This is a genomic window from Mycobacterium sp. NPDC049093, assembly GCF_040704635.1.
Lineage (GTDB): Bacteria > Actinomycetota > Actinomycetes > Mycobacteriales > Mycobacteriaceae > Mycobacterium.
The window spans coordinates 851,780-877,114 of sequence record NZ_JBEZJS010000001.1 but is presented as its reverse complement, the minus strand read 5'-3'; the positions used below and the strand labels follow the sequence as shown (position 1 = coordinate 877,114).

Below are 25,335 nucleotides of genomic sequence, written 5' to 3'. Positions count from 1 at the left end.
CGTAGGGTGGTCGGCATGAGTGGATGGACCAGCGCCGACCTGCCCTCGTTCTCCGGCCGCAGGGTGATCGTCACCGGCGCCAACAGCGGACTGGGGCTCGTCACCGCCCGTGAGCTCGCCCGCGTCGGCGCCAAGGTGACCGTTGCCGTCCGCAATCTGGAAAAGGGCACCGCGGCCGCCGAGACGATGACCGGCGGGCAGGTGGAGGTACGCAAACTCGACCTGCAGAACCTGGCCTCGGTCCGCGAGTTCGCCGACACCGTCGAGAGCGTCGACGTGCTGGTCAACAATGCCGGCATCATGGCGGTCCCGCTGAGCCGGACCGTCGACGGATTCGAGAGCCAGATCGGCACCAATCACCTCGGGCATTTCGCGCTGACCAATCTGCTGCTGCCCAAGATCAGCGACCGGGTGGTCACGGTGTCGTCGCTGATGCACCTGTTCGGGCAGGTCAATCTGCGGGACCTCAACTGGAAGTCCCGGCCGTATTCGGCCTGGCTGGCCTACGGGCAGTCCAAGCTGGCCAACCTGATGTTCACCTCGGAGTTGCAGCGACGCCTCACCGCGTCGGGCTCCCAGGTGCGCGCAGTGGCCGCGCACCCCGGCTATTCGGCCACCAACCTGCAGGGCCAGAGCGGCAACAAGCTCGGCGCCCGCATGATGGCGGTCGCCAACCGGGTATTCGCCAGCGAGCCGTCGTTCGGTGCCCGCCAGACGCTCTACGCGGTGACCCAGGACGTTCCCGGCGACAGCTTCATCGGGCCGCGGTTCGGCCAGTTCGGCCCCAGCCAGCCGGTGGGGCGCAGCCCGCTGGCCCGGCGGGTGGACCCCCAGAAGGGGCTGTGGGACCTGTCCGAGCAGCTCACCGACACCGCATATCCGCTGTAAGGCCCAGCTCCGATTTTTGCTGGCGGCCTCGTCTTTGCTACCCTGACCTGGCGTCACGGCGAGGGTGGACCTTTTGGGCCACCGTTATCGGCGGGAACTTCTTCAAGTGTTGCGACCCTTGCCGTGCTGACGATCTGACCGCAGTACCGCAATTAGAGGAGCAACATCATGGCCAAGGCCGCCGCCAAGAACGTCCCCAACAAGCTGACCGCGACCGTGCGCACCCGCACCGGCAAGGGCGCCTCGCGCCAGGCCCGCCGCGACGGCAACGTGCCCACTGTCCTGTACGGCCACGGCACCGATCCCCAGCACCTGGAGATCAACGCCCGCGAGTTCGCCGCCGTGCTGCGCCACTCGGGAACCAACGCCGTGCTCACCCTCGACATCGAGGGCAAGGAACAGCTGGCCCTGACCAAGGCGCTGGACATCCACCCGATCCGTCGCAACATCCAGCACGCCGACCTGCTCGTGGTGCGCCGCGGCGAGAAGGTCATCGTCGAGGTCACCGTCACCGTCGAGGGCGACGCCGCCCCGGGCGCCCTGGTGACCCAGGACGCCAACACCATCGAGATCGAGGCCGAGGCCCTGTCGATCCCCGAGCACCTGACCGTGTCGATCGAGGGCGTCGAGGCCGGCACCCAGATCCTGGCCAGCCAGGTCGAGCTGCCCTCCGGCGTTTCGCTGGTGTCGGATCCCGAGTTGCTCGTGGTCAACATCGTCGAGGCCCCGAGCGCCGAGGACCTCGAGTCCGAGGGCGCCGGCGAGGCTGCTGGCGAGGCTCCGGCCGAGGAGCCGGCCGCCGAGGCTGCCGAAGCCGCCGAGTAAGTACCCCTTTCGATGGCCGAGCCGCTGCTGGTGGTGGGCCTGGGTAACCCCGGGCCCGCCTACGCCAAGACCCGACACAATGTCGGGTTCATGGTGGCCGATGTACTGGCCGCCCGCATCGGCTCGGCCTTCAAGGTGCACAAGAAGTCCGGCGCCGAGGTGATCACCGGCCGGCTCGCAGGAGCCCCAGTGGTACTGGCCAAACCTCGGTGCTACATGAACGAGTCCGGCCGTCAGGTCGGGCCGTTGGCCAAGTTCTATTCGGTGCCACCGGGCCGCATCGTGGTCATCCACGACGAGCTCGACATCGACTTCGGCCGGATCCGGCTCAAGGTCGGCGGCGGCGAGGGCGGCCACAATGGGCTGCGGTCGGTGGCGTCAGCATTGGGCAGCAAGGACTTTCAGCGGGTCCGCATCGGAGTGGGCCGACCGCCGGGCCGCAAGGACCCGGCGGCGTACGTGTTGGAGGCCTTCACTGCCGCCGAACGCACCGAGCTGCCGACAATCTGCGAGCAGGCCGCCGATGCCACCGAGCTGTTGATCGCCCAGGGCCTGGAGCCGGCCCAGAACACCGTTCACGCGTGGTGATCCGCTACCAGGTGAACGGCCTTTCCAGGGCGAGCGTGCGCTCCGCCGGCGCGTACCAGCCCTGCGCCGCGTGCTGGTCGGTGTGCAGGTAGCACTGCACCCGTACCTCGCGGCTGCCCGGGCGAAATGTCAGCAACCGGCTGATCGGCAGGGTCGTGATTGGCATGTGATGGCGGCTCAGTGACGCCACATTCATGAAATAGGTTCCACCCCAGGCCTGCTCGATGTGGGTTTTACCGCCATGCGAGTCATCGGGGTTGGTGTGGGTGTGCCCGGCCAGCCACAGCGCCACCGCCCCCGGGTGTTCGGTGAGATACCGCTCGAAGGCCCCGGAATCCGGCTTGCCGCCGACCCAGTACAGGTAGGACGCGCCCTGCGGCGTCCCCTGCAGGAACGGCCGATGGTAGTGCTCATGGAGCTTCCCGTCCGAATCCCGGCGCACCCCCTCCCACTCTCCCGATGCCACCGTGGTGTCCTTGAGGACGTAGTGGTGGACCGTGACGATGATCGAATTACGGTTCTGCTCAACCATGTTCGCCCACCACTCGAACGTCTCGGCGGACACCACTCCGCCGGGATTACCCCCGAGCGTGCCCCGCCCGACCGTCTGCGACGGTTCGTTGCGGTCGCTGAGCATCAGGAACAGCAGGTTGCCCACCCGGAACGAGTAGCGCTCCCACGTCCCGCTGACGGGATAGGGCCGGGCCGCGGCGTCGACGCCGGAATGTGCGGTGTGTGCACCCAGCGGATCGATCCATTTCTGCCACCACCAGGCGTCGGGTTCGGCAAGCCCGCTGCGGTCGTGATTCCCGCACACCGAATACACGTCCTCGCGCCGGTGCTTGCGCATCACCGAGAGCTGCCGCCGGACCTCCCGGCCCTCGGCGTCGTCGGGCAGGCTGTGATGCGCGCCGGACATGTCCCCGACGTCTACCGCGATGTCCCAGTCGAACGGCGGACCGCCCTCGGCGCCACCGAACTCCGACTGCCGGATGGCGTCGGCCAGGCTTTCCCGGTCGAACTGGTTGTCGGTGCCCACGTGGGCGTCGCCGAACGCCCAGAGCCGGAATTCACCCTGCTTCGCCATCGTCGCGAAAGGCTAGCGGCGCGGACCGGCAACGTCAGGTGTTGCGCTCAGACGGATTTCAACGGCCGTCGAGCGCGCGGATTCCACTGTCGACCACCTTCACGGTCTTGTGCGGAAAACGTTTCTCGGCGTGGGCCTTGGCCGCCGAGTTCGGCAGTACGTACAGCGTTTCACGTTTCTCCTGCAGAGGTTTGAGCACGCGGTCCATGAACTCCTTGCGATCGTCGAGGTAGGGCTCGATCACGTCCTCCCCCGCCGGACACACCGCCAGACAGTAGGCCGCCTTGTAGTTGGCCTTGAAGGACAGGCTCTGCCACATCGAGGCGTTCTCCGAATCGCTGACCCGGGAGCGGAAGTCGGCTGCGTCGGCACTGTCGGCGATGGTTTGCACCCAGTCGGTGAACCCACCCATGAACTCGCGGTAGTTGTGCACCGAACAGGCGACGAAGTCGAACTCGCCGTCCTTCCCGATGGCGCCGACCGGGCAGGCCGCCACACACAGCTTGCACTCCAGGCACGGCGAATAGTCCAGCGGCTCACCGTAACTGCTGACCGGCGAGCCCACCAGAATGGTGGCCAGCAGGATGAAGTTCCCGAACCTGGGGTGGATCACGTTGCGGTGGATCCCCATCACCCCCAGGCCCGAGGCGACCGCGACGGGTTTGTGGGCCACCACCCAGATCCGCCCCGGGTACCTGTCCATCTCCATCGGGAACGTGGCCGACGGGTTCACCGCGCGATGGCCGACGTCTTCCAGTGCCCGGGTGATCCGGTGAGCGGCTTCGTTGATGATCTCGCCGCTGCGGTGGAACTCCTGATTGGCCACGCTGCGGGTGGACGAGCGCACGTTGTCGCGGTTCATCTTCACGACCAGCGAAATGTAGCTGCGCACCCCCGGCAGTGCGGCCTCGACATGTTCGCGCTCGGAGGCCAGAGCAGGATCATCCACCGTGGCGAAGGCAACGTCGTCGGCCCCGGAGTCCAGACACAGCTGCCGCAGCCAGTCCGCGTCGATCACGTCAGGGGCCGGCGCGTCGGCGCGGGCGCGCACCGCACGAACAGTCGGGTGATCGGCCAGGCGGGGTGAAAGCTTCGGCTTCATGAGGCTGAGTATAGATACCTATACTCAGAGTGCAAGGATCCTCCGCCCCGCCGTAAAGAAACCGTTCAGGCTCGGTCCGAGCCCGTTCGCAGCGGGTACACCGGAGATATGGACGGCATTCGGCTACTGACCCCGCTGCTCGACGGCCCCCGGGTATGGGGTTGCGTGCAGGTCCGGCCGGGCCGTTTCGGCATCACCTACTACCGGCTGGTGGTCTATCCGCCGGGCCTGAGCACCGCCGAGCGCCGGTTGGTCCGACTGGCCCGCGGCTGGCCACTGTGGGGAATGCTCGTGTGGTTGCTGTGCCAGCTCTGGCTGGGCGGACAGATGTCACCCTGGCCTGCATTCGGTGTATCCACCGCGGTCTTCTTCGCCACCGGCGCCATCACACTCGGCCTGTCCGGCAGCGCCTTCCACCGGGTGCGGACCCTGTGCGCGACGACGATGGCCGGCTACGACGACCCGGGACCTCAGAATGCCCGGGAGCGGTTGGTCGTGCTCGCCGCGACACTTCTGCAAGCCGATGAACGCCGCGACCGCGGTGAGCTCACCGCGGTCGATCACGAGCTGATCTGGTGGCAGGTCTACAACCGGATGGACGCCGACCACGACGCAAACACCAAGCAGGCCAGCTGATGTCGGACATGCTCGAAGTGATGTCGATGATGGCCGCACCGGTTGCGATGCTGTTGATGTTGCGCGGCTACGTAATTCGGCAGAACCGGCTCGCCGATACGGCTGAGCGCACAGCGCACGCGACGACTCCGTAAACCCCACGAGCGGGCGTGCCACCAGGGGCACGCCCGCTCGCGGGTGCTGGTACTACGAGGTCGCCTAGCGGCGTCCCCCCGGCATTCCGAGCCACGGGAACACCGGGATGTTGGCCGGCGGCGCGGTTGTTCCGGGCCTCGCCTTGATCGATGTGCTGCCGTTGGTCGTGCAGATGGTCTTGGTGGCCGTGTCCTGACAGGTCGGCCGAGCCGCAGCGATCGGCGCCGAAATCACCGATGCTGCAGCCAAACCCGCCATCACAAAGGCCAACTTACCGCGACCTGTCATCATGTCCTTCCCCTTCCGGGCTACCACCGCGACACCAGAATGGCCATGCGCTGAACCGCTCATCAGGGGCAAGCCGATACAACGACGCCGGAATCCGCATCGAGCGGGGTGTTGTTCGCAGCCGCCCGGTTGAACGCGTCCTGGCGGGCAGCCTCCACCGTCGCGCCGGCTCCGCCCGCTACCGCGTGATTGCTGGGGCTGGCGACGGACACGATGCACAGGTTGTCGTTGGTCACCTCGTCGGCCGTGCATTCCACACCGCCGGCATTCGTGCAGGCCGCGATCACTGCCGCCGACGCCTCCTCGGCGGTATCACCGGTGGCGGTGAAACCAGCCAAGGTGTCGACGAATTCGCCGGTACCCACTGCCGCAAAGATGTCTTCGGGATCTTCGACGTAACCTCCGGGACCACCTGCCCACGCGGTGCCCGCGGTAATCCCGGCGGCGACAACGCCCGCGCCGAGGATCGCCGAAACCCATCGGGATTTGACCATGCCGGTCCTCTCGTCAAATTAGTTTCGGCGTCAGAATACACAGGTCATACACAGTTCACCTGCCGTCCAACAAATGATTGCGTGTCGCTCCACGACGAATGCCGTTAGGACGCGTCATGTTGCGGCAGAACACAAACCGCCCCGTTTCATCGAAACGGGGCGGTTTGTGTACGAAGTGCTGCAGCTAGCCGGTGACGAGAGAGACCGAGTTGGCGCGACGCAGCTTGCCCGACGGGGTCTTCGGGATGCTGCCGGGACCGAGCACCACGACGTTGCGCGGACGCATGTCGACCTCGGACACCACCTCGTGCGCCACCTGATGCTCGATCCGGCGCACCTCGGCCGGATCCTGCCAGGCGTTGGACTCCACGGCGACGGCGAAGGTCTCGCGCGAGTGCCCGGCATCCAGGCGCACCGCCACGGCGCAGCCCGGGCGCACACCTTCCACCCGGCCGGCCGCACGTTCGATGTCCGTCGGGTAGATGTTGCGCCCGGCCATGATGATCACGTCCTTGACGCGGCCGCACACGATGACGTTGCCCTCTTCGGTGATGTAGCCGAGGTCGCCGGTGTCGTACCAGCCGTGCTCATCCTGGGCCGGCAGGAAGCCGCCCATGGTGATGTAGCCGGGGGTCAACGACTCGCCGCGCAGCTCGATGACGCCGACGCCGCGGGCGGGCATCACATCACCGTGCTCGTCGACGACACGGGCCTCAAGGTCCTTCAGCAGCGGGCCGAGGGAGGCCAGCCGGCGCGTGTTGCCCTTGGTGGCGGGAACGGCGCGGCGCAGCGCGGCCAGCAGGTCGGCGTCGACCTCGTCGACCACCAGGCCCGCGTTGCACGGGGAGAACGACACGGCCAGGCAGGTCTCGGCCATGCCGTAGGCCGGCAGGATCGCCGACGAGGGCAGCCCGAACGGCTTGCCCGCATCGAGCAGGTCCTCGACGTCGGCCGGCTCCACCGGCTCGGCACCCGAGAGCGCGAACCGCAGGGTGGACAGGTCGTACTCACCCGGCTTGGCCTGACGGCGCAACCGCTTGGCGAACAGCGCGTAGGCGAAGTTGGGCGCCGCGGTCATGGTGCCCTTGTACTTGGTGATGAGCTTGGCCCACAGCAGCGTGTCGCGCAGGAAGTCCATCGGCGTGACCTTGACGAGCTCGGCGCCGAAGTACATCGGGATAGTCAGGAAGCCGACCATGCCCATGTCGTGGAAGCAGGGCAGCCAGCTCACCATGACGTCCTTGTCGACGTCGTACTCCGCGCCGATGAACATCGCCTCGGCGTTGGAGTGGATGTTGCGGTGCGTGATCTGGACGGCCTTGGGCGATCCGGTCGAGCCCGACGTCAGCTGCATCAGCGCCAGATCGTCCTCGCCGGTCTCCACCGGGTCGATCGGGTCGGCGGCCAGCAGGTCGGCGATCTTGACGACCTTGATGCCTTTTTCCTCGAGCACCGGGATGGCCACCAGGAACGGCTCGGAGACGATGACGGCGTCGGCCTCGATCATGCCGATCACGTTCATGGTGTCTTCGGCCCACACCGCCAGGTCGGTGCGCGGGGTCGGCTGGTGAAGCATGGTCAGGCTCGCGCCGCGCATCCACACGCCCTGCGCGGTCGGCGCGATCTCGACGGGGAAGCCGGCCAGCACGCCGACGGCGTCGCCGTGTCCGATACCCGCGGCGGCCAGACCGCCTGCGATCCGCCGGGCCCGCTCGTGAACCTCACCCCAGGTGTGGCGAACCGGCTCATGCGGCTCACCGGTCACCATGCCGCGCTTGCTCTCACGAGCGTTGCGGAACATCTTCTCGGTGAATCTGCTCACGACGACCTCCTTGGGTTCCGCGGCCCCCACACCGACGACAGTGCGCCAGGTGCAGTTGCCCGGTTATCCATGCTCCGCCCGCTGTGCACCGCTTTTGGGTAGGCGCGCGCACACGATTGGGGAGCAGTTATGTCTCGAAAAGGTGATGCCCCAGTACCGGGTATACGTCTGGGCGACCCCCCACCGTCATGGACGGCGGGAGCACAAGTCGCATCCGATGCAAGATCGCTAGCATTCACCGCCGCTCATCTTAAGAGACCCTTAAGTAACTGCCAAACCCTCGCGATTATTGAGGTCTGCGTCACATCCTCAGGCCGGCGGTCAGCTGGGGCTGCGCCGTTTCCACTCAAGGGCTGTTCCGACGCAAAGTTCGCAGCCCTGGCGTCGAAAACAGCGGACGACGGCAGAGCGGCCTGCCTGCCAGACCCGTCCGTCAGGCCGACGTCGACGGCTCCGGAACGACACGGGCACCACTGACGGGACCGCTGGCCACCCGTACCGTCCGGCATACCCCGGCCCCGGCGAGTTCAGCCCCCACGTCCACCGCCGACGTCGACGATGGGCACAGGAACGCACACGTCGGGCCCGAGCCGGACACGATGCCGGCCAGGGCACCGGCCTCCACCCCAGCACGCAGCGTCCGGCGCAGCTCCGGATACAGGCTCAGGGCGGCCGGCTGCAGGTCGTTGCCCAACAGCGCGGCCAGTTCGGCCGGATCACCGGAGGCCAGCGCAGCCAGGACAGGCTCGGGCTCCTCGGCCCGCGGCGGGCCGCCCGTCGAGGTATCTGCGCGCAGCCGATCCAGCTCCCCGAACACCTTCGGGGTGGACAGGCCTTTGTGCGCGAATGCCAGCACCCAGTGGAAGGTGCTGCGGGCCAGCACCGTGGCCAGCTCCTCACCACGGCCGGTGCCCAGCGCAGTGCCGCCGTGCAGCGCGAACGGGACATCACTGCCCAACCGGGCCGCCAGGGCGTGCAGATCGCGCCTGGGCACCCCGAGCTCCCACAGCGTGTTCATCGCCACCAGCACCGCGGCCGCGTCGGCGCTGCCGCCGGCCATGCCACCGGCCACCGGGATCGACTTGTCGATGCTGATTGCCACATCCGGGGACCGGCCCACGTGCTGGGCCAGCAACTCCGCCGCGCGCCAGGCCAGGTTGCGCTCGTCGGTGGGCACCGACTCCACCCCCTCGCCGGCCACCGTCAGCGACAGCATGTCGGCATTGCGCACCGTCACCTCGTCCAGCAGCGACACGGCATGGAACACCGTGGTGAGGTCGTGGTAGCCGTCGTCGCGCACATCCCCCACCGCCAGGTGGAGATTCACCTTGCCGGGGACGCGCACGGTCACCGATCCGGTGGGGACCCACTCGGACGCGGTACTGCCGTCGGATGCTGACACGGCCACGACACTATCGCCGCCCACCCACGGTTGTCGGTGAACTTAGGCTGAGACGGTGCCCTCACCCGAGGTGGAAATAGCGGGATACGCCGCGATGAATGTCGTGGGGAACGGCGGCTCAGCCGTCGTCTATCAGGCACGCGACCCCGACGGGGCCACCGTCGCGCTCAAGATTCTCGATGATCGGCACCGCAGGCCGGCCCAGCTGGCCCGGCTGCAACGCGAGTTCGACTTCGCCCGTCAACTCCCCCATCCGAACATCGTCACCGTGTACGCGGCGGGTCCGGGCTGGCTGGCGATGGAGCTCCTCGACGGCGGCACGGTGAACAACCTGCCCGCGATGCCAGAGCGGCTCACCGCGTTGGCCCAGATCGCCGGGGCGCTCGATCACGCCCACCGGAACGGAATCGTTCACTGTGACGTCAAACCCGCCAATATCCTTGTCGATCAACCATTTTCGAGAGCAGTACTGATCGACTTCGGGGTGGCTCACTCGATGGCCGCGGACGTGGCCGCCAAGTTGGCCCAGGACCGGCACGGCCGGATGAGCCTCGACCCGGCCCGCCGCATCACCCGCCAAGCGGCCCGACCGCACCCGGATATCCAAGCGTCACTGCCCTATTCGGCACCCGAGCTTCTCAGCGGCCGGACACCGTCGGCGGCGACGGACCAGTACGCGCTGGCGTGCACGACGGTTGAGCTGCTGACCGGAGCACCGCCGTTCTCCGCGGATACCGCGATAGCCCTGATCGATCACCAGATGTACAGCCGACCGCCACGAATATCGCAGCGGTGCAACTGGATTCCACCGTCGGCGGACCCGATCATCGCCAGGGCACTCGCGAAGGACCCCGAGCGCAGGCACGGCTCCTGTTCGGAGTTCGTCAGCCTGATCGCCGAGGCGCTCACGTCCCCGATGTGAAAAAGATCGCGAGATTGTCGGACAATCTCGCGATCTTCTTCACATTCGGCGTTGCTCAGCCTTGCCGTGCCGCCTCAACCTCGGCGGCCGCCTCGATCTCAGCTGCGGCCTCACCCTCGGCTTCCTTGGCCCGCTGCAGGAGTCGGACGAAGTCGGCGATACCGAGCGTCTCGCCACGGCGCGACGGGTCGATGCTGGCGGCGAGCAGCCGCTCGGCCGACTCGTTGCCCGAACCCGCCCAGTCCGCGAACGCGTTGCGAGAGGTCTTGCGTCGCTGCGCGAATCCGATGTCGATGAGCTGGAACACCTCATCGCGGAACTCGGCGTCGGTCGGCCACGGCGATGTCTCGTACCGGTCGATGCGGACCAGCCCGGAGTACACCCGCGGGATCGGCCAGAACACCGTCGGCGAGACCATCCCGTGCCTGCGCACGTTTCCGTAGAAACGCGCCTTCGCACTGGGCACGCCGTAGTCCTTGCCGCCGGGCTCGGCCGCCAGGCGCTCGGCCACCTCGGCCTGCACCATGACCATCACCGTCCGGATCGACGGGAACTCGGCCAACAGGTGCAGCAGTGCGGGCACCGCGACGTTGTACGGCAGATTTGCCACGAGCGCCGTCGGCTGCTCGGTCAGATCAGACGGCATCAGCGTCAGGATGTCCTGGTTGATCACCGTGAGCCGGTTGATCTCGCTGTGTGAATGATCGGCGATGGTGGCCGGCAATTGCTTGGCCAGCACCGGGTCGATCTCCACTGCGGTCACCCTGGCACCACGGTCCAACAGGGGCAGAGTCAGTGACCCGAGACCGGGTCCGACTTCGAGCACATGGTCGTTCCGGTGAATCCCGGAGGCCGACACGATGCGCCGAACGGTGTTGGCATCATGAACGAAGTTCTGGCCAAAGGCCTTGCGTGGTCGAAAGTCGATTTCTTTCGCCAAGCGTCGTATCTCGGTCCGCCCGAGCAGTCGAATAGTCAGCGCGCCCCAATCCTCCCACTACACACTGGCCAAGCTCCCCAACCCTGCCGGGCCTGCGTCACCGTAGCAATCGCAATCTGCTCTTCTCTTGTCGCCAGATCGGCCCTCGGAGCATACCTCAGACCACCCTGTCGCTCCCAGGTGTTCTGGTCGAATTGGACGCCACCAAAAAAACCGTTACCAGTGTTAATGGCCCAGTTACCTCCCGCTTCGCACTGCGAAAGTGCGTCCCAGGCAGCACCGTTGGAGACCGGCGGGACTTCGGTGCCAGGCTTTGCTCCGACGCGCAGCACGCCGTCGCGGGCCGGGTTGATCACGACATTGGCTACTGGCAGTCTGCCGGTCTCCACGCCGTTCACCTTGGCCACCGCGTAGGTCACGTCCTGGGTGCCCGGGGCGCCGGGCTCCTCGACGACCTGGCGGCTCATGTTCATGGAGGTGTCTTCGATGCGCTGATGGCCCGGCTCCAACGCCACCCGCTCGGTGACCTTCTCGATACGCATGCGCGTCACCTGGACCTGCATACCCTCGGTGACCGGGGTCGATGCGGCCGGAACGACGGTGTCGTTCTGCTCCAGCGGGGTCCCCGCCGCGGCCAGCAGGCCCGCCACGTTCGGGGCGGCCAGGTGCACTGTCTGCACGTTGCCGCCGTCATCGATCCGGACGGTTTTGGCGCTCACCACGGGCAGCGCCATGCCGCCCAGCGGCACCCTGCTGCCGCGGGACGCAGCGGCCGGCGCCTTATCGGTCATCTTCAGCTGCGCCAGGGCCTCATCGACGGTCGAGGCGGTGGTCCACACCTGCTTGCTGTCATTGCCGTCCAACGACAACTCCAGCGGTCGACTGCGGCGCAGAACGATGGTGTCGGCCTGGTGCACGGACTCGTCGGCCGAGGGGTAGAGATCATCGCGATCGCCAACCGAGAAACCGTTCTCCTCGACCACATCGATCACCCGCGACTTCATCGTCGTCACGGTCATCGGCGCGCCGTCGACGCTCAGCGTCACGGTCTTGTGCGATCCGACGGCGTAGCCCCCGGCGGCGGTCAACGTGACCAGCAGGGCCCCCACCACGCCTCGCAGCAGCGGAGATCGGGATTCATGAATTTTGTTGAGCGCGTCCACGGTTCTCGCGTTTCTCTCCGGTTCGGACGGCATAGATCACCGCCGGCGGTTGAGGTTTGATCACAAGACGGTAACGAAAAGGCCTACAACCGGCAACTCCCGTTAAGTCCGTACACCCGCGCCGCAGTGGCTGCGGTCTCGGACGCGACCTCTTCGGCAGGTCGGTCCAGCAACTCTGCGAGTGCCCGCACAGTGTATGGCAGGCAGTACGGCTCGTTCGGTGCTCCGCGGAACGGATGCGGGGTCAGAAACGGCGCGTCGGTCTCCACCAACAGCTGGCCCGGCGGGATCAACCGAGCAGCTTCCCGCAGCTCAGCGGCATTACGGAAGCTGACCGTGCCCGAAAGGCTCAATACCCAGCCGGCCTCGACGCAGGTGTGAGCCATCTCCGGTCCCGACGAAAAACAGTGGAAGATCACTGTCTCGGGCGCCCCTTCTGCGCGCAGTACATCGAGCACCTCGGCGTCGGCGTCCCGGTTGTGGATCATCAACGGCTTGCCGGTGCGCTTGGCCAGGTCGATGTGCCAGGCGAAACCCTCGCGCTGCTCGGCAGGCGTCGCGCAGCCGTCCAGCCGGCCCGGCCAGTACAGGTCCATCCCGGTCTCCCCGACCGCGACCACCCGCGGATGAGCGGCCAGCCGCTCCACCTCGGCCCTGGCCGCGTCGTCGAGCGCATTGGCCCGGGTGGGGTGCAGCGCCACCGCCCCGAAAACCCGCTCATCAGCTTCGACGGCCGTGGTCACCCAGCGTGCCGAGTCCAGATCGTCGGCGATGGTGACCGCCTGGCCCACTCCGACCGCGGCCGCGCGATCCATGATCGCCCGGACGTCCTGCGCGGTCTGCGCGCCGCACGCGTCGAGGTGGGTATGTGCGTCGACCAGCGGAGCCAACGGCTCCGGAGCCGGCGGCTTCTCCCTGGCTGAGCGTTTGGATCCCACCGCAACACAATAAGGTGGGGTCCAAATGAGTGAGCCTTTCTACATAACTACGGCCATCGCCTACCCGAACGGCGCGCCGCACATCGGGCACGCCTACGAGTACGTCGCCACCGATGCGATCGCCCGGTTCAAGCGACTCGACGGCTTCGATGTGCGCTACCTGACCGGCACCGACGTGCACGGCCAGAAGATGGCCGATACCGCCGCAGCCGAAGGCATCTCGGCCGCCGAGCTGGCCAACCGCAACTCCGACGTGTTCCAGCGGTTGCAGGAGAAGCTCAACATCTCCTTCGACCGGTTCATCCGCACCTCCGACGCCGACCACTACGAGGCGTCCAAGGAGATCTGGCGCCGCATGAACGAGGCCGGAGACATCTACCTGGGCACCTACTCCGGTTGGTACTCGATCCGCGACGAACGATTCTTCGCCGAGGACGAGACGACCGCGGGTCCCGACGGCACCCGCACCGCGATCGAGACCGGCACCCCCGTCACCTGGACCGAGGAGCAGACCTACTTCTTCCGGTTGTCGGACTACGCCGAGCGTCTACTGGCCCACTACGAGGCCCACCCCGAGTTCATCGGGCCCGACGTGCGCCGCAACGAGATCGTCAGCTTCGTCTCGGGCGGGCTGAAGGATCTGTCGATCTCGCGGACGACGTTCGACTGGGGTGTGCCGGTCCCCGACCACCCCGATCACGTGATGTACGTGTGGGTGGACGCGCTGACCAACTACCTCACCGGCGTCGGCTTCCCGGACGTGGCCTCCGAGGCTTTTCAGAAGTACTGGCCGGCCAAGCTGCACATGATCGGCAAGGACATCATCCGGTTCCACAGCGTGTACTGGCCGGCGTTCCTGATGTCGGCCGGGATCGCGCTGCCCGAACGCGTCTTCGCGCACGGCTTCATCAACGTCAAGGGCGAGAAGATGAGCAAGTCGGTCGGCAACGTGGTTGACCCGATCGCGCTCGTCGACACATTCGGCCTCGATCAGGTGCGCTTCTTCTTCCTTCGCGAGGTGTCCTTCGGCCAGGACGGGAGCTACAGCGAGGAAGCCATCATCGGCCGGATCAACGCCGACCTGGCCAACGAACTGGGCAACCTGGCCCAACGGTCCCTGTCGATGGTGGCCAAGAACCTCGACGGCGTGGTTCCCGATCCGGGATCCTTCAACGACGACGACGCCGCGCTGCTGAGCGTCGCGGATGCGCTACTCGAACAGGTGCGCACGCATTACGATGTGCCCGCGATGCACCTCGCACTTGAATCGATCTGGTCGGTCCTCGGCGCAGCGAACCGCTATTTCTCGGCCCAGGAGCCGTGGGTTCTGCGCAAGTCCGACGATCCAGCCGACCAACAGCGATTCGGTACGGTGCTCTACACAACGCTCGAGGTGGTGCGAATCGCGGCGCTGCTGACGCAGCCGGTGATGCCGGACTCCATGGCCAAACTGCTCGACCTGCTGGGCCAGCCGACCGACGCACGCGACTTCGACTCCATCGGGACCCGGCTCAAGCCAGGTACCGAATTGCCCGCGCCCACCGGGGTTTTCCCCCGCTACCAGATGGACTGAGATGGCTGTACTACACGAGAAACTGCAGGCGATCTACGAGGAAGTATCGCAGCGCAACGCCGGTGAGCAGGAGTTCCACCAGGCCGTCTACGAGGTCCTGACCAGCCTCGGACCGGTGGTGGCCAAGCATCCCGACTACGCCGACGGCGCCATCATCCGCCGGCTGTGCGAGCCCGAGCGGCAGATCATCTTCCGGGTGCCCTGGCTCGACGACTCCGGCACCGCGCAGATCAACCGCGGCTTCCGAGTCGAATTCAACTCGGCTCTCGGCCCCTTCAAGGGCGGCCTGCGGTTCCACCCGTCGGTCTATCTCGGCATCGTGAAGTTCCTGGGCTTCGAGCAGATCTTCAAGAACTCGCTGACCGGCCTGCCGATCGGCGGCGGCAAGGGCGGGTCGGACTTCGACCCCAAGGGCCGCTCCGACGCCGAGGTGATGCGCTTCTGCCAGTCCTTCATGACCGAGCTGTACCGCCACATCGGTGAGTACACCGACGTCCCGGCCGGCGACATCGGCGTCGGCATGCGCGAAATCGGTTACCTGTTCGGCCAGTACAAGCGGATCACCAACCGCTACGAATCCGGCGTGCTCACCGGCAAGGGCCTGACCTGGGGCGGATCGCAGGTACGAACCGAGGCCACCGGTTACGGCACGGTCTTCTTCGTCGACGAGATCCTGCGGTCGAGCGGGCAGTCCTTCGACGGCAAGCAGGTCGTGGTGTCCGGTTCGGGCAACGTGGCGATCTACGCCATCGAGAAGGTGCACTCGCTGGGCGGGACTGTGGTGGCCTGCTCGGACTCCAGCGGATACGTGCGCGACGACAAGGGCATCGACCTCGACCTGCTCAAAGAGGTCAAGGAACTGCGCCGCGGCCGCATCGAGGACTACGCGGAGGCCCGTGGCGGCGCCGCACACGTCGTGACGGACCGCAGCGTGTGGGAGGTGCCGTGCGACATCGCATTGCCCTGCGCCACCCAGAACGAGGTCTCCGGCGACGACGCGACCATGCTGATCAAGAACGGCTGCTCGATCGTGGCCGAGGGCGCCAACATGCCGTGCACGCCTGACGCGGTGAAGTACTTCGAAGAGGCCGGGGTGCGCTTCGCCCCGGGCAAGGCCGCCAACGCCGGTGGTGTGGCCACCAGTGCGCTGGAGATGCAGCAGAACGCCTCGCGGGACTCGTGGACCTTCAACGACACCGAGGAGCGGTTGGCCGACATCATGCGCCGCATCCACGATCGCTGCCTCACCACCGCGGACGAGTACGGCCAGCCGGGCAACTATGTGGCCGGCGCCAACATCGCCGGCTTCATCCGGGTGGCCGACGCGATGCTGGCGTTGGGTCTGGTCTGACGACACCTCCGGGTGATGTAGGTCACATCACCCGGAGTCCTGTCACAAATCAGCGTCCCGCGGTGTCTTGAGGGCACAAGCCTTTGAGAACAGGAGACGCTCCCATGACCGAAACAACTGCGCAGAACACCCGAGTGGTCGTGATCGGCGGAGGGTATGCCGGTGTGCTGGCAGCCAACCGACTACAGGGCACTCCGGGAGTGACTGTCACGCTGGTCAATCCGCGGCCCGAGTTCGTCGAACGGATCCGGCTGCACCAGTTGGTCGCCGGAAACCACGACGCCACCGCTGCCTACGACACGCTGTTGGGCGCCGGGGTGCGGCTGCTGGTCGACGGTGCCGAGTACATCGACGCCGACATCCGCCAAGTGCAGCTGACGTCCGGCGACGTGATCGACTACGACTACCTGGTCTACGCCGTCGGCAGCACCGGCGGGGTGCCCGCCTCCGTGCCCGGCGCTGCTCAATTCGCCTATCCGGTTTCAGAATTGGAACAGGCACAGCGCTTGCGCGCCCGGCTGCAGGACGTGCCGATGTCGGCACCGGTGGTCGTGGTCGGCGGCGGGCTGACCGGCATCGAGGCGGCCAGCGAGCTGGCCGAGGCGGGCCGCAAAGTCACGCTCGTCACCGACGTGGTCGGCGCCTCGGTGGGCGCAGGCGCCCGTCGCTCGATCGTCAAGGCGCTCACCAAGCTGGGCGTGGCGATCATCGACGGGCCCGAGGTCCTGGTGACTGCGATCGAAGCCGACGCCATCGTCCTGGCCGACGGTAACCGCCTGCCCAGCGCGGTGACGGTGTGGACCACCGGGTTCGGGGTTCCCGGCCTGGCCGCCGCGAGCAGGCTGCGTACCGACGTGCTGGGCCGGTTGCTCACCGACGAGACCCTGACCAGTGTCGACGACGCGCGCATCGTGGCAGCCGGCGACGCCGCCTCACCGTCGGGGGTTCCGCTGCGGATGAGCTGCCAGTCGGCAGGCCCGCTGGGGGTCCAGGCGGCCAACACCGTGCTGGCCCGCATCGCGGGTGCCGAGCCCAAGGTGATCAACCAGGCCTTCGCCGGACAGTGCGTGAGCGTCGGCAGAAATGCCGGCACGGTGCAGCTGTGCCACTCGGACGACAGCCCGCGTCGCGTCTTCATCGGCGGACGGACCGGCGCCTTCTTCAAGGAGCAGGTCTGCCGGGCGACGCTGACGTTCCTACGCAAGGAGGGCGTGAAGCCGGGGTCGTACTTCTGGTTCAAGGGCGACAACCGAGCGCGCCAACTGGCCGAGGCAGAGCAGGGGACACTGGTCTGATGAACACGTCTGGCGCAGGTAACTCGACCTCGTACTCGAACGAACACGCCGAACGATTTACTCTGCTGCGGCCGTTGTTGTTCACCATCGCCTACGAGATCCTCGGGACGGCAACGGAATCCGATGACGTCCTGCAGGAGAGTTACCTGCGCTGGGCCGAGGTGGATCTGGACACGGTGCGCGACACCAAGGCGTTCCTGGCCCAGCTCGTCACCCGCCAGGCGCTCAATGCCCTTCGTGCCCAGTCGCGGCGACGCGAGGAGTACGTGGGCCCGTGGCTGCCCGAACCGCTGCTGTTGACGGCCGGGGTGGCAGGCGACGCATCAGCCGATGTGGTGCTGGCCGAATCGGTTTCGATGGCCATGCTGGTGGTGCTCGAGACGTTGACCCCCGACGAGCGCGCAGTGTTCGTGCTGCGCGAGGTGTTCGGATTCAGTCACGACGAAATCGCTTCGGCGATCGGCAAATCCAGTGCATCGGTGCGTCAGATGGCGCACCGGGCCCGCAACCATGTGCAATCGCGGCGCAAGCGGTTCGAACCGGTCGACCCGCAGGTGTCGACAGAGATCACCGAACGGTTCTTCGCCGCCGCCACGACCGGCGACATGAACGTGCTGCTGGAGTTGCTCGCGCCGGACGTGGTGTGGACGGCCGACAGCGACGGCAAGCGCAGCGCCGCACGCAGGCCGGTGATCGGGGCCCAGCCGGTGGCCAAGCTGGTGATCGGCCTCATGCGGTTCATCGAGCAGGGGGGCCGCTTCGAGCCGACGACCTACAACAACGCCCCCGCGTACAAGCTGTACCTCGAAGACAGCTTCGAGGGCGTGGTCACGGTCGAGGTCGCCGACGGCAAGATCACCCACTTCTACGCGATGCGCAATCCGGACAAGCTGACCGGCGTCGACATTCCGCGGGTGATCAGCCGCTGAGTTTCTCCGCCCAGCAGTGCCCCCGGCAAGCGGGTGGAGCCCATCAAACTCGCGCTGTTTCACGCGGAAATGGGCAGTTTTGCGTCTGCTCGCGCCAGGCAGCAAGCTAGCTCCATGCGGATCGAGCGGCTCGGCGCGCTGGGCGATGCCCCGGCGGTGCTGCGCGGGGTCGCCGCAGCCGCCGCCCACGCCGGTGTGGCGCCACCCGCCGCGCTGATCGGTGACTGGTTCTCCTCACGCGCGGTGATCGCACCCTCGGTGTCGGTGACATCGGTTGCGCCCGACGCCACCTTCGCCGTGCCACAGGACGCTTCGGGGCCGTCGGGCGCGGTCGGGGGCGGGTGGTTCGGCTACCTCGCCTACCCGGATCCGGGCGCCGACGGCACACCACCGCGGATCCCGGTGGCCGCCGGCGGTTGGTCGGACTGCGTGCTACGCCAGGATTCCGAGGGCATCTGGTGGTTCGAAAGCCTCAGCGGCGCAGCACTTCCCGCATGGCTGCGAGCGCTGGAACCAGCCCAGCCGGGGGTCTACACCCTGAGCTGGGTGGCCCCCGACCGCGATGATCACCGCCGCGGGGTGCTGGCCTGCCTGGACGCCATCGCAGCGGGCGAGGTGTATCAAGCCTGCGTATGCACGAGGTTCACCGGCCGTATCGTCGGCGAGCCGATCGATTTCTTCACCGAGGCGGTGGCCCGGACCGCGCCCGCACGGGCCGCGCATGTGGCCGGGGACTGGGGTGCGGTGGCGTCGCTGTCACCGGAGTTGTTCCTGCGCCGGGCGGGCACCGCGGTGACCTCCAGCCCGATCAAGGGCACGCTGCCGTCCTCGGCCGACCCCGCCGCCCTGCTGGCCTCGGTCAAGGATGTCGCCGAGAACGTGATGATCGTCGACCTGGTCCGCAACGACCTGGGGCGGGTGGCGACCACCGGCAGCGTGACGGTGCCCGAACTGCTCGCGGTACATCCCGCACCCGGCGTCTGGCACCTGGTCTCGACCGTCACCGCCGAGGTCCCCACGCAGGTGCCGATGAGCGCACTGCTGGACGCCACCTTCCCCCCGGCCTCGGTGACCGGCACCCCGAAGCGACGGGCCCGCCAGCTGCTGCAGCAGTGGGAGCCGACGCGTCGCGGAGTCTATTGCGGCACAGTCGGATTGGCGTCACCAGTGGCAGGATGCGAGCTGAACGTCGCGATCCGGACCGTGGAGTTCGGTGCCGACGGCTCGGCGGTGCTCGGCGTGGGCGGCGGCATCACCGCCGATTCCGACGTCGACGCGGAATGGGAAGAGTGCCTGCACAAGGCAGCCTCGATCGTTCAGTCGCGGGCGCGCAGCACAGCGTCGTAGAGCTCGCGCCGTGAAGGGGCCCCCGGGTTCGCGGCGATCACCTGGGCGCAGGCGTCCTTGACCCGGATGCCGTCGGCCACCAGTTCCTCCACCTCGGCCACCAGGTCGGACAGTTCCACCGACGGGGTGCCCCCGGCCAGCACCACGGTGATCTCCCCCAGCACGCCGTCGGCGGCCCACTCCGCGAGCTCGGCCAGGCTGCCGCGACGGACCTCCTCGTGCGTCTTGGTGAGCTCCCGGCACACCACGGCACGGCGCTCCGACCCCAGCACCTCGACGGCGTCGCGCAGGGTCTCGGCCAGCCGGCGCGGGGATTCGAAGAACACGCTGGTGCGCGATTCGGCAGCCAGGGTCTGTAACCAGGCCAGCCGGGCCGCGTGTTTGCGCGGCGCGAAACCCTCGAAACAGAACCGGTCCGAGGCCAGTCCGGACACCGCCAGCGCCGTCGTCACCGCAGAAGGGCCCGGCAGGCAGGAGACCGGCAGCCCGGCCTCGGCACAGGCCGCCACGAGGCGGTAGCCGGGGTCGTTGATCAGCGGCATACCGGCGTCGCTGATCACCAGCACCGTCGCGCCCGCCGCGATCTCGGAGACCAGGCCCGGCACACGGCTGGCCTCGTTCTGGTCGAAGAAGCTCAAGATCCGGCCGGACGGTTGCACGCCCAGCGACTGGGCCAGCGCACGCGCGCGCCGGGTATCTTCCGCCGCCACGATGTCAGCCGTCGTCAACGCCTGGATGAGACGCGCAGAGGCATCGGAGGGCCGACCCAGCGGCGTGGCGCCGATCAGTAGTTTGCCGGGTGTCACGCCAGACAGCCTACGATCGCTTGCGTGACCGCCACCGCCACCGATACGCCGACGGCTGGTCGCTCGGTCCCCCTGATCAGCCCCGCGCCGGTGATCCCGCCTGCCGATTTCGGCCCGACGGACCGGCTGCAGGGCTGGTTGATGACGGCGGTCATCACCGGGCTGGCCGCGATAAGCCGGTTCCTGAACCTGGGCTCGCCGACCGATGCGGGCACCCCGGTGTTCGACGAGAAGCACTACGCGCCACAGGCCTGGCAGATGCTCTACAACCACGGCGTCGAGGACAACCCCGGCTACGGGCTCGTGGTGCACCCGCCCGTGGGCAAGCAGTTGATCTCGATCGGCGAGGCGCTGTTCGGTTACAACGGGCTCGGCTGGCGGTTCTCCGGCGCGCTGTGCGGTGTGCTGATCGTGATGCTGGTGGTGCGGATCGGGCGCCGGATCAGCCGCTCCACCCTCGTCGGCGGTATCGCCGGACTCCTGCTGATTGCCGACGGGGTCAGCTTCGTCTCGGCCCGCACGGCGCTGCTGGACGTGTTCCTGGTGACGTTCGTGGTCGCGGCGTTCGCCTGCCTGATGGTGGACCGCGACGACGTCCGCCGGCGCATGCACACCGCCTTCGTCGAAGGCCGGATCGCCGAGACGCCCTGGGGTCCGCGGCTGGGCGTGCGGTGGTGGCGGTTCGGTGCGGGCGTGCTGCTCGGACTGGCGTGCGCGACGAAGTGGTCCGGGCTGTACTTCGTGGCGTTCTTCGGCGTGATGACGCTGGTGCTCGACGCGATCGCGCGCAAGCAGTACCACGTGCCGGCACCCTGGCGCGGCATGCTGCGCCGTGATCTGGGGCCGGCCGCTTATGTGTTCGGTCTGATCCCGTTCGCGGTGTACCTGGCGTCGTACGGGCCGTGGTTCGCCTCCGAGACCGGCATCAACCGGTACGAAGCGGGGCAGTCCATCGGCGAGAACAGCATCATCCCGCTGCCCGACGCGCTGCGCTCACTGTGGCATTACACCTACGCCGCCTACCACTTCCACGCCGGACTGACCAACGCCGACGGCAACCACCACCCATGGGAATCCAAGCCATGGACCTGGCCGATGTCGTTGCGGCCGGTGCTCTATGCGATCGACAACCACGATGTCGCCGGGTGCGGCACCCAGTCCTGCGTCAAAGCCGTGATGCTGGTGGGCACTCCGGCGATGTGGTTCATCGCGGTGCCGGTGCTCGGCTGGGCCCTGTGGCGGGCCGTGGTGCGACGGGACTGGCGCTACGGCGTGGTCCTGGTCGGCTACTCGGCGGGTTTCCTGCCCTGGTTCTTCGACATCGACCGGCAGATGTACTTCTTCTACGCGACGGTGATGGCGCCGTTCCTGGTGCTGGCGATCGCGCTGATCCTCGGCGACATTCTGTACAAACCCAATCAGAACCCCGAACGCCGAACGCTGGGCCTGTTGGTGGTGTGCTTCTACGTGGCGTTGGTGATCGCGAACTTCGCGTGGTTGTACCCGGTCCTGACGGGCATCCCGATTTCGCAGTCGACCTGGAATCTGGAGATCTGGCTGCCTTCGTGGCGGTAGTTGGGCGTTGACGGGCCCCTGCTGGGGGCCTGCGCCGGGACGGGCCCTTCGCCGATTTCTACCACAGGGCTGCAAAACCGCCGCCGAACGACCCCCACGTCGAAAACGACGAACAACACCGGCCGGGCCACGACCGTGGTGTAGAAAACCGCAGCGCCGAAAACGACGACCACGCGCACGGCGGAAGAGCTAGAGCAGGTCCCGCGCCGCCGGGCACGACATACAGCGCGGTCCGCCGCGGCCCGTGCCCAGCTCCGAAGCCTCGATCGGCAGCACCTCGATACCCGAATCCGCCAGCCGGGCATTGGTTTCGGCATTGCGTTCGTAGGCCACCACCACACCCGGGGCCAGAGCCAGGGTGTTGTTGCCGTCATCCCACTGCTCGCGTTCGGCGGTCACGGGGTCGAGTCCCGTGTCGATCACCCGCAGCTGCTCGATTCTCATCGCAGCGGCAGCAGCCTGCACGAACGGCACTTCGTCGTCGATCCGGATCCCGGCCTCGGTGCGGTGAATGGTGAACGCCGACAACGAGTCCACGATATTGGGGTACATCACCACCGCGTCGACATCGACCATGGTGCACACGGTGTCCAAGTGCATCTGGGCGCGCTCCTGCCGGATCGGCACCGCGAGCACGGTGTGGGCGAGGTCGTCGTCGAACAGGCTGCGCGCCAACGCCTCGGCGCCGGCAGGCGTGGTCCGCTCCCCCACGCCGACCGCCACCACTCCGGGCCCGAGCAACAGCACGTCGCCACCTTCGACGGGCGCCGAGCGCGACTCGTAGGCCCGCCGGACGCCGAGGAACCTCGGATGGTGGGCGTAGATCAGATCGGTCAGCGAGGTCTCGCGCACCCGCGCCGGCAGTGCGAGCGAGGTGATGGCCACCCGCGGGCCGATCCAGAACGACGAATCCCGGGTGAACAGGAGATTGGGCAGCGGCTCGATCACGAAATCTCCGCCGTGGTGCATAAGGCGCACCAGCGAAAGTTCGGCACCGTGGAAGGGCACCTCGTTGAAGGTCATTCCGGCCATCAGGATGTGCGCCAGATCGGCCGGCGGCAGGCCTCGTAGATAGGCCGAAAGTTCCTGGGCCAGTGGCACACCCAGTCGTCGCGCGTCGACCGCAGCGGAGATGCCGTGCATGCGGGCGGCGCCGCTGTCGAGCGCTTCGGTCAGCAGATCCGCCAGGAGCAACACCTCGACTCCGCGGGACCGCAGCACTCCGGCGAAGGCGTCATGTTCGCGCTGCGCCTTGGCCACCCACGGCAGGCCGTCGAACAGCAGTGCATCGTTGTTGCGCGGGGTGAGCCGCTGCAACTCCGGCCCCGGTCGGTGCAGGATCACGGCGCGTAGTGTGCCGACCTCGGAGTTGGAACCGAACGCCGCAGTTTCCACCCCATGACGTTAACTCAACTATGGTTGAGGTGTATGGAGACGCACGAGTTAACTCCTGGCGAGATGTCGCAGCGCAGCGGCGTGGCGGTGTCGGCACTGCACTTCTATGAGCGCGAGGGCCTGATCGCCAGCCGCCGCACCTCAGGGAACCAGCGCCGCTACGCACGCGAGACGCTGCGGCGCGTGGCGTTCATCCGGATGTCCCAACGCCTCGGCATTCCACTGGCCCGCATCCGCGAGGCGCTGGCCGGCCTACCCGCCGACCGGGTGCCGACCAGCAAGGACTGGGCCAAGCTCTCGGCTGGTTGGCGCCAGGACCTCGATGACCGCATCGTGCATCTACAACGGTTGCGCGACAACCTGACCGGCTGCATCGGCTGCGGCTGCCTGAGCCTCAAGACCTGCCTGCTGACCAACCCGGGAGACGTCCTCGCCGAGCAGGGCCCCGGCGCCTCCCGGCTCTAACGCAATCGAACGTCTGTGCGATACACTCGCGCGCATGGAGCTGGCGTTGCAAGGCTCACTGTTTGAGCACGCTGAACGGCGTCGACTCGGCAACGACGCCTGGGTGGAACTGCGCTCGGGCTGGTTGCCCGACGCCGATTCACTGTTCGAGGAGTTGATGGACGGGATCCCCTGGCGGTCCGAGGAACGCGAGATGTACGACCGCGTGGTGGCAGTTCCGCGTCTGGTCAGCTTCCACCACCTCATCGACGAACCGGTGCCGCATCCCCGGCTCAAACAGATCCGCCGCAGGCTCAACGACACCTTCGGCGGCGAGCTCGGCGAGCCGTTCACCACCGCGGGCCTGTGCCTGTACCGCGACGGCAACGACAGCGTCGCCTGGCACGGCGACACCATCGGCCGCAGCCGCACCGAGGACACCATGGTGGCCATCGTCGGGCTCGGCGCGACAAGGGTTTTCGCATTGCGCCCACGCGGCGGCGGGCATGCTCTGCGCTTACAGCACCGCCACGGCGACCTGCTGGTGATGGGCGGATCGTGTCAACGCACGTGGGAGCATTCGATACCGAAGACCACCAGCCTCGTCGGGCCACGCATCAGCATCCAGTTCCGCCCGCAGGACGTGCGTTGAGGGTCAGGTCGACCCCGTACTAACCTCTCACACTGGCCACCGCGGCGCTGAGCAGCTCGCGGGCCCGCTTGTCGTCCACCGGTGCCACCGGCTTGTCCGGGACCACCAGGGGGTTGGCCGTGACGATGACCATGAACGTGTCGAAGCTGGCGACGTAGTTGTACAACTCACCGGTGCGCGCCTGGCCGCCCATCGCGGTCTGGACGATGCGGTGCGTCCCCGTCGTGCGGGCCCCGTCGATCTTCGGGGCCTCGACCACGTCGACCTGCCCGCGGATCCCGGGGCCCAGGAACTTCACCTGCTTGCACGCATCGCCGGGATCGTTCAGCGGGACCGGCTCCGAGGTCTCCAGCGCCATCACGATGAACCGGTTACCCGCGCCTTCGGCCGTGGTGGCCGCCACGTTGCCCTTCAGCTCGTCCGGCAGGGACTGTCCCTCGGCGAACTTCGCGCAATCGGCAGGTTCGATCTTGACCCCGGGCGGCATTTTGTGCGGCGCGAGCTTCTTGGGGTCGATTCCGGCCGGGGCGACGTCGGTGACCTTGAACTCCGGCCCGAAGCTGGAGCGCACCTTGGCGATGTTGGCGATGTCCGCGTTGGCGGACGTCGACTGGTCCGATTGACCGCAGGCGACCAATCCGGTGGCGCAGGAAAGGACGCCCGCGGCGGCGAGTAAGACGTTGCGGTTCTCCATCGCTGGACAACATACCTGGGCTCGCCCACATCGCCGGGGCGACC

General features: G+C 67.4%; 26 protein-coding genes. 14 read left to right on the top strand and 12 right to left on the bottom strand.

Going from position 1 to position 25,335, the window contains the following annotated elements; all coding sequences use genetic code 11:
* Positions 1–15: 15 nt before the first annotated feature.
* From AB0876_RS04310 to pth, 3 genes are all read left to right on the top strand, one after another.
* Positions 16–888 carry an SDR family oxidoreductase gene (locus tag AB0876_RS04310; protein ID WP_526041312.1) on the top strand — a complete coding sequence of 291 codons (873 nt, stop codon included), beginning with the start codon at positions 16–18 and terminating at the stop codon, positions 886–888.
* Between the two features lie 168 nt (positions 889–1,056).
* Complete coding sequence (locus AB0876_RS04305) at positions 1,057–1,713, top strand: 50S ribosomal protein L25/general stress protein Ctc (RefSeq protein ID WP_491839811.1); 657 nt, start codon at positions 1,057–1,059, stop codon at positions 1,711–1,713.
* 12 nt (positions 1,714–1,725) lie between these two features.
* A complete protein-coding gene (gene pth / locus AB0876_RS04300; protein WP_055116966.1) occupies positions 1,726–2,301 on the top strand; it encodes an aminoacyl-tRNA hydrolase in 576 nt (191 codons plus the stop codon).
* A 4-nt stretch (positions 2,302–2,305) separates the two neighbouring features.
* Here pth and AB0876_RS04295 read toward each other — a convergent pair whose 3' ends face one another.
* Together AB0876_RS04295 and AB0876_RS04290 are read right to left on the bottom strand one after the other, a co-directional pair.
* Complete coding sequence (locus AB0876_RS04295) at positions 2,306–3,388, bottom strand: hypothetical protein (protein ID WP_526041311.1); 1,083 nt, start codon at positions 3,386–3,388, stop codon at positions 2,306–2,308.
* A gap of 58 nt (positions 3,389–3,446) precedes the next feature.
* The gene (locus AB0876_RS04290; protein ID WP_491839813.1) at positions 3,447–4,490 is read right to left on the bottom strand and encodes a 4Fe-4S binding protein; all 1,044 of its coding nucleotides are present in this window, start codon (positions 4,488–4,490) and stop codon (positions 3,447–3,449) included.
* Positions 4,491–4,598: 108 nt separating this feature from the next.
* Between AB0876_RS04290 and AB0876_RS04285 the strand changes: the two genes are divergently transcribed.
* Complete coding sequence (locus AB0876_RS04285; protein WP_491839814.1) at positions 4,599–5,126, top strand: DUF6611 family protein; 528 nt, start codon at positions 4,599–4,601, stop codon at positions 5,124–5,126.
* Positions 5,126–5,260, top strand: coding sequence for a hypothetical protein (locus AB0876_RS04280; RefSeq protein ID WP_491839815.1), 135 nt, complete (start codon positions 5,126–5,128; stop codon positions 5,258–5,260). The genes AB0876_RS04285 and AB0876_RS04280 overlap by 1 nt, the downstream gene beginning before the upstream one ends.
* A 64-nt stretch (positions 5,261–5,324) precedes the next feature.
* Here AB0876_RS04280 and AB0876_RS04275 read toward each other — a convergent pair whose 3' ends face one another.
* From AB0876_RS04275 to AB0876_RS04260, 4 genes are all read right to left on the bottom strand, one after another.
* On the bottom strand, positions 5,325–5,552 hold the full coding sequence (locus AB0876_RS04275; protein ID WP_491839816.1) for a hypothetical protein: 228 nt from the start codon (positions 5,550–5,552) through the stop codon (positions 5,325–5,327).
* A 59-nt stretch (positions 5,553–5,611) separates the two neighbouring features.
* The gene (locus AB0876_RS04270; protein WP_055116973.1) at positions 5,612–6,043 is read right to left on the bottom strand and encodes a DUF4189 domain-containing protein; all 432 of its coding nucleotides are present in this window, start codon (positions 6,041–6,043) and stop codon (positions 5,612–5,614) included.
* Between the two features lie 184 nt (positions 6,044–6,227).
* Positions 6,228–7,865 (bottom strand): fatty acyl-AMP ligase, encoded by a 1,638-nt coding sequence (locus tag AB0876_RS04265; protein ID WP_064887120.1) that lies wholly within the window; start codon positions 7,863–7,865, stop codon positions 6,228–6,230.
* A 433-nt stretch (positions 7,866–8,298) separates the two neighbouring features.
* Positions 8,299–9,267, bottom strand: coding sequence for a 4-(cytidine 5'-diphospho)-2-C-methyl-D-erythritol kinase (locus AB0876_RS04260; RefSeq protein ID WP_491839818.1), 969 nt, complete (start codon positions 9,265–9,267; stop codon positions 8,299–8,301).
* 94 nt (positions 9,268–9,361) lie between these two features.
* Here AB0876_RS04260 and AB0876_RS04255 point away from each other — a divergent pair, with 94 nt between their 5' ends.
* Positions 9,362–10,189, top strand: coding sequence for a serine/threonine-protein kinase (locus AB0876_RS04255; RefSeq protein ID WP_491839931.1), 828 nt, complete (start codon positions 9,362–9,364; stop codon positions 10,187–10,189).
* Between the two features lie 55 nt (positions 10,190–10,244).
* Here the strand turns inward: AB0876_RS04255 and rsmA are convergent, their stop codons facing one another.
* The 3 genes from rsmA to AB0876_RS04240 form a co-directional block, all read right to left on the bottom strand.
* Positions 10,245–11,168: a 16S rRNA (adenine(1518)-N(6)/adenine(1519)-N(6))-dimethyltransferase RsmA gene (gene rsmA / locus AB0876_RS04250; protein ID WP_491839932.1), complete on the bottom strand. Its 924-nt coding sequence runs from the start codon at positions 11,166–11,168 to the stop codon at positions 10,245–10,247.
* Positions 11,165–12,292 carry a resuscitation-promoting factor gene (locus AB0876_RS04245; RefSeq protein ID WP_491839933.1) on the bottom strand — a complete coding sequence of 376 codons (1,128 nt, stop codon included), beginning with the start codon at positions 12,290–12,292 and terminating at the stop codon, positions 11,165–11,167. The genes rsmA and AB0876_RS04245 overlap by 4 nt, the downstream gene beginning before the upstream one ends.
* 83 nt (positions 12,293–12,375) lie before the next feature.
* A complete protein-coding gene (locus AB0876_RS04240) occupies positions 12,376–13,230 on the bottom strand; it encodes a TatD family hydrolase (RefSeq protein ID WP_491839819.1) in 855 nt (284 codons plus the stop codon).
* Positions 13,231–13,255: 25 nt separating this feature from the next.
* Here AB0876_RS04240 and metG point away from each other — a divergent pair, with 25 nt between their 5' ends.
* The 5 genes from metG to AB0876_RS04215 all read left to right on the top strand — a co-directional run bounded on the left by metG (position 13,256) and on the right by AB0876_RS04215 (position 19,725).
* A complete protein-coding gene (metG, locus tag AB0876_RS04235; RefSeq protein WP_491839820.1) occupies positions 13,256–14,803 on the top strand; it encodes a methionine--tRNA ligase in 1,548 nt (515 codons plus the stop codon).
* A gap of 1 nt (position 14,804) precedes the next feature.
* The gene (gdhA, locus tag AB0876_RS04230; RefSeq protein WP_055116983.1) at positions 14,805–16,154 is read left to right on the top strand and encodes an NADP-specific glutamate dehydrogenase; all 1,350 of its coding nucleotides are present in this window, start codon (positions 14,805–14,807) and stop codon (positions 16,152–16,154) included.
* Positions 16,155–16,258: 104 nt separating this feature from the next.
* On the top strand, positions 16,259–17,449 hold the full coding sequence (locus AB0876_RS04225) for an NAD(P)/FAD-dependent oxidoreductase (RefSeq protein WP_526041310.1): 1,191 nt from the start codon (positions 16,259–16,261) through the stop codon (positions 17,447–17,449).
* Positions 17,449–18,378: an RNA polymerase sigma factor SigJ gene (gene sigJ, locus AB0876_RS04220; RefSeq protein WP_491839822.1), complete on the top strand. Its 930-nt coding sequence runs from the start codon at positions 17,449–17,451 to the stop codon at positions 18,376–18,378. The genes AB0876_RS04225 and sigJ overlap by 1 nt, the downstream gene beginning before the upstream one ends.
* 114 nt (positions 18,379–18,492) lie before the next feature.
* Complete coding sequence (locus AB0876_RS04215; protein ID WP_526041309.1) at positions 18,493–19,725, top strand: aminodeoxychorismate synthase component I; 1,233 nt, start codon at positions 18,493–18,495, stop codon at positions 19,723–19,725.
* Here AB0876_RS04215 and rsmI read toward each other — a convergent pair.
* Positions 19,695–20,531, bottom strand: coding sequence for a 16S rRNA (cytidine(1402)-2'-O)-methyltransferase (rsmI, locus tag AB0876_RS04210; RefSeq protein ID WP_491839824.1), 837 nt, complete (start codon positions 20,529–20,531; stop codon positions 19,695–19,697). The genes AB0876_RS04215 and rsmI overlap by 31 nt on opposite strands.
* A 24-nt stretch (positions 20,532–20,555) precedes the next feature.
* On the opposite strand from rsmI, the gene AB0876_RS04205 reads away from it, so the two are divergent.
* On the top strand, positions 20,556–22,106 hold the full coding sequence (locus AB0876_RS04205; protein WP_491839825.1) for a dolichyl-phosphate-mannose--protein mannosyltransferase: 1,551 nt from the start codon (positions 20,556–20,558) through the stop codon (positions 22,104–22,106).
* A gap of 189 nt (positions 22,107–22,295) precedes the next feature.
* Here the strand turns inward: AB0876_RS04205 and arcA are convergent, their stop codons facing one another.
* Complete coding sequence (gene arcA, locus AB0876_RS04200; RefSeq protein WP_491839826.1) at positions 22,296–23,501, bottom strand: arginine deiminase; 1,206 nt, start codon at positions 23,499–23,501, stop codon at positions 22,296–22,298.
* A 33-nt stretch (positions 23,502–23,534) separates the two neighbouring features.
* Here arcA and soxR point away from each other — a divergent pair, with 33 nt between their 5' ends.
* Positions 23,535–23,966, top strand: coding sequence for a redox-sensitive transcriptional activator SoxR (soxR, locus tag AB0876_RS04195; protein WP_055116999.1), 432 nt, complete (start codon positions 23,535–23,537; stop codon positions 23,964–23,966).
* 34 nt (positions 23,967–24,000) lie between these two features.
* The gene (locus tag AB0876_RS04190; RefSeq protein ID WP_064887076.1) at positions 24,001–24,597 is read left to right on the top strand and encodes an alpha-ketoglutarate-dependent dioxygenase AlkB; all 597 of its coding nucleotides are present in this window, start codon (positions 24,001–24,003) and stop codon (positions 24,595–24,597) included.
* A 19-nt stretch (positions 24,598–24,616) separates the two neighbouring features.
* On the opposite strand, the gene AB0876_RS04185 is transcribed toward AB0876_RS04190, so the two are convergent.
* Complete coding sequence (locus tag AB0876_RS04185) at positions 24,617–25,291, bottom strand: DUF5642 family protein (protein ID WP_526041308.1); 675 nt, start codon at positions 25,289–25,291, stop codon at positions 24,617–24,619.
* Positions 25,292–25,335: the final 44 nt, after the last annotated feature.

What these genes read in the sequence shown, in the direction of transcription:
- AB0876_RS04275 (WP_491839816.1), bottom strand. Translation starts at nt 5,552, where the DNA reads ATGATGACAGGTCGCGGTAAGTTGGCCTTTGTGATGGCGGGTTTGGCT.
- AB0876_RS04185 (WP_526041308.1), bottom strand. Translation starts at nt 25,291, where the DNA reads ATGGAGAACCGCAACGTCTTACTCGCCGCCGCGGGCGTCCTTTCCTGC.
- sigJ (WP_491839822.1), top strand. Translation starts at nt 17,449, where the DNA reads ATGAACACGTCTGGCGCAGGTAACTCGACCTCGTACTCGAACGAACAC.
- pth (WP_055116966.1), top strand. Translation starts at nt 1,726, where the DNA reads ATGGCCGAGCCGCTGCTGGTGGTGGGCCTGGGTAACCCCGGGCCCGCC.
- AB0876_RS04225 (WP_526041310.1), top strand. Translation starts at nt 16,259, where the DNA reads ATGACCGAAACAACTGCGCAGAACACCCGAGTGGTCGTGATCGGCGGA.
- gdhA (WP_055116983.1), top strand. Translation starts at nt 14,805, where the DNA reads ATGGCTGTACTACACGAGAAACTGCAGGCGATCTACGAGGAAGTATCG.
- AB0876_RS04280 (WP_491839815.1), top strand. Translation starts at nt 5,126, where the DNA reads ATGTCGGACATGCTCGAAGTGATGTCGATGATGGCCGCACCGGTTGCG.
- AB0876_RS04270 (WP_055116973.1), bottom strand. Translation starts at nt 6,043, where the DNA reads ATGGTCAAATCCCGATGGGTTTCGGCGATCCTCGGCGCGGGCGTTGTC.
- AB0876_RS04305 (WP_491839811.1), top strand. Translation starts at nt 1,057, where the DNA reads ATGGCCAAGGCCGCCGCCAAGAACGTCCCCAACAAGCTGACCGCGACC.
- AB0876_RS04255 (WP_491839931.1), top strand. Translation starts at nt 9,362, where the DNA reads ATGAATGTCGTGGGGAACGGCGGCTCAGCCGTCGTCTATCAGGCACGC.
- AB0876_RS04295 (WP_526041311.1), bottom strand. Translation starts at nt 3,388, where the DNA reads ATGGCGAAGCAGGGTGAATTCCGGCTCTGGGCGTTCGGCGACGCCCAC.
- soxR (WP_055116999.1), top strand. Translation starts at nt 23,535, where the DNA reads ATGGAGACGCACGAGTTAACTCCTGGCGAGATGTCGCAGCGCAGCGGC.
- AB0876_RS04215 (WP_526041309.1), top strand. Translation starts at nt 18,493, where the DNA reads ATGCGGATCGAGCGGCTCGGCGCGCTGGGCGATGCCCCGGCGGTGCTG.
- metG (WP_491839820.1), top strand. Translation starts at nt 13,256, where the DNA reads ATGAGTGAGCCTTTCTACATAACTACGGCCATCGCCTACCCGAACGGC.
- AB0876_RS04290 (WP_491839813.1), bottom strand. Translation starts at nt 4,490, where the DNA reads ATGAAGCCGAAGCTTTCACCCCGCCTGGCCGATCACCCGACTGTTCGT.
- AB0876_RS04285 (WP_491839814.1), top strand. Translation starts at nt 4,599, where the DNA reads ATGGACGGCATTCGGCTACTGACCCCGCTGCTCGACGGCCCCCGGGTA.
- AB0876_RS04310 (WP_526041312.1), top strand. Translation starts at nt 16, where the DNA reads ATGAGTGGATGGACCAGCGCCGACCTGCCCTCGTTCTCCGGCCGCAGG.
- AB0876_RS04190 (WP_064887076.1), top strand. Translation starts at nt 24,001, where the DNA reads ATGGAGCTGGCGTTGCAAGGCTCACTGTTTGAGCACGCTGAACGGCGT.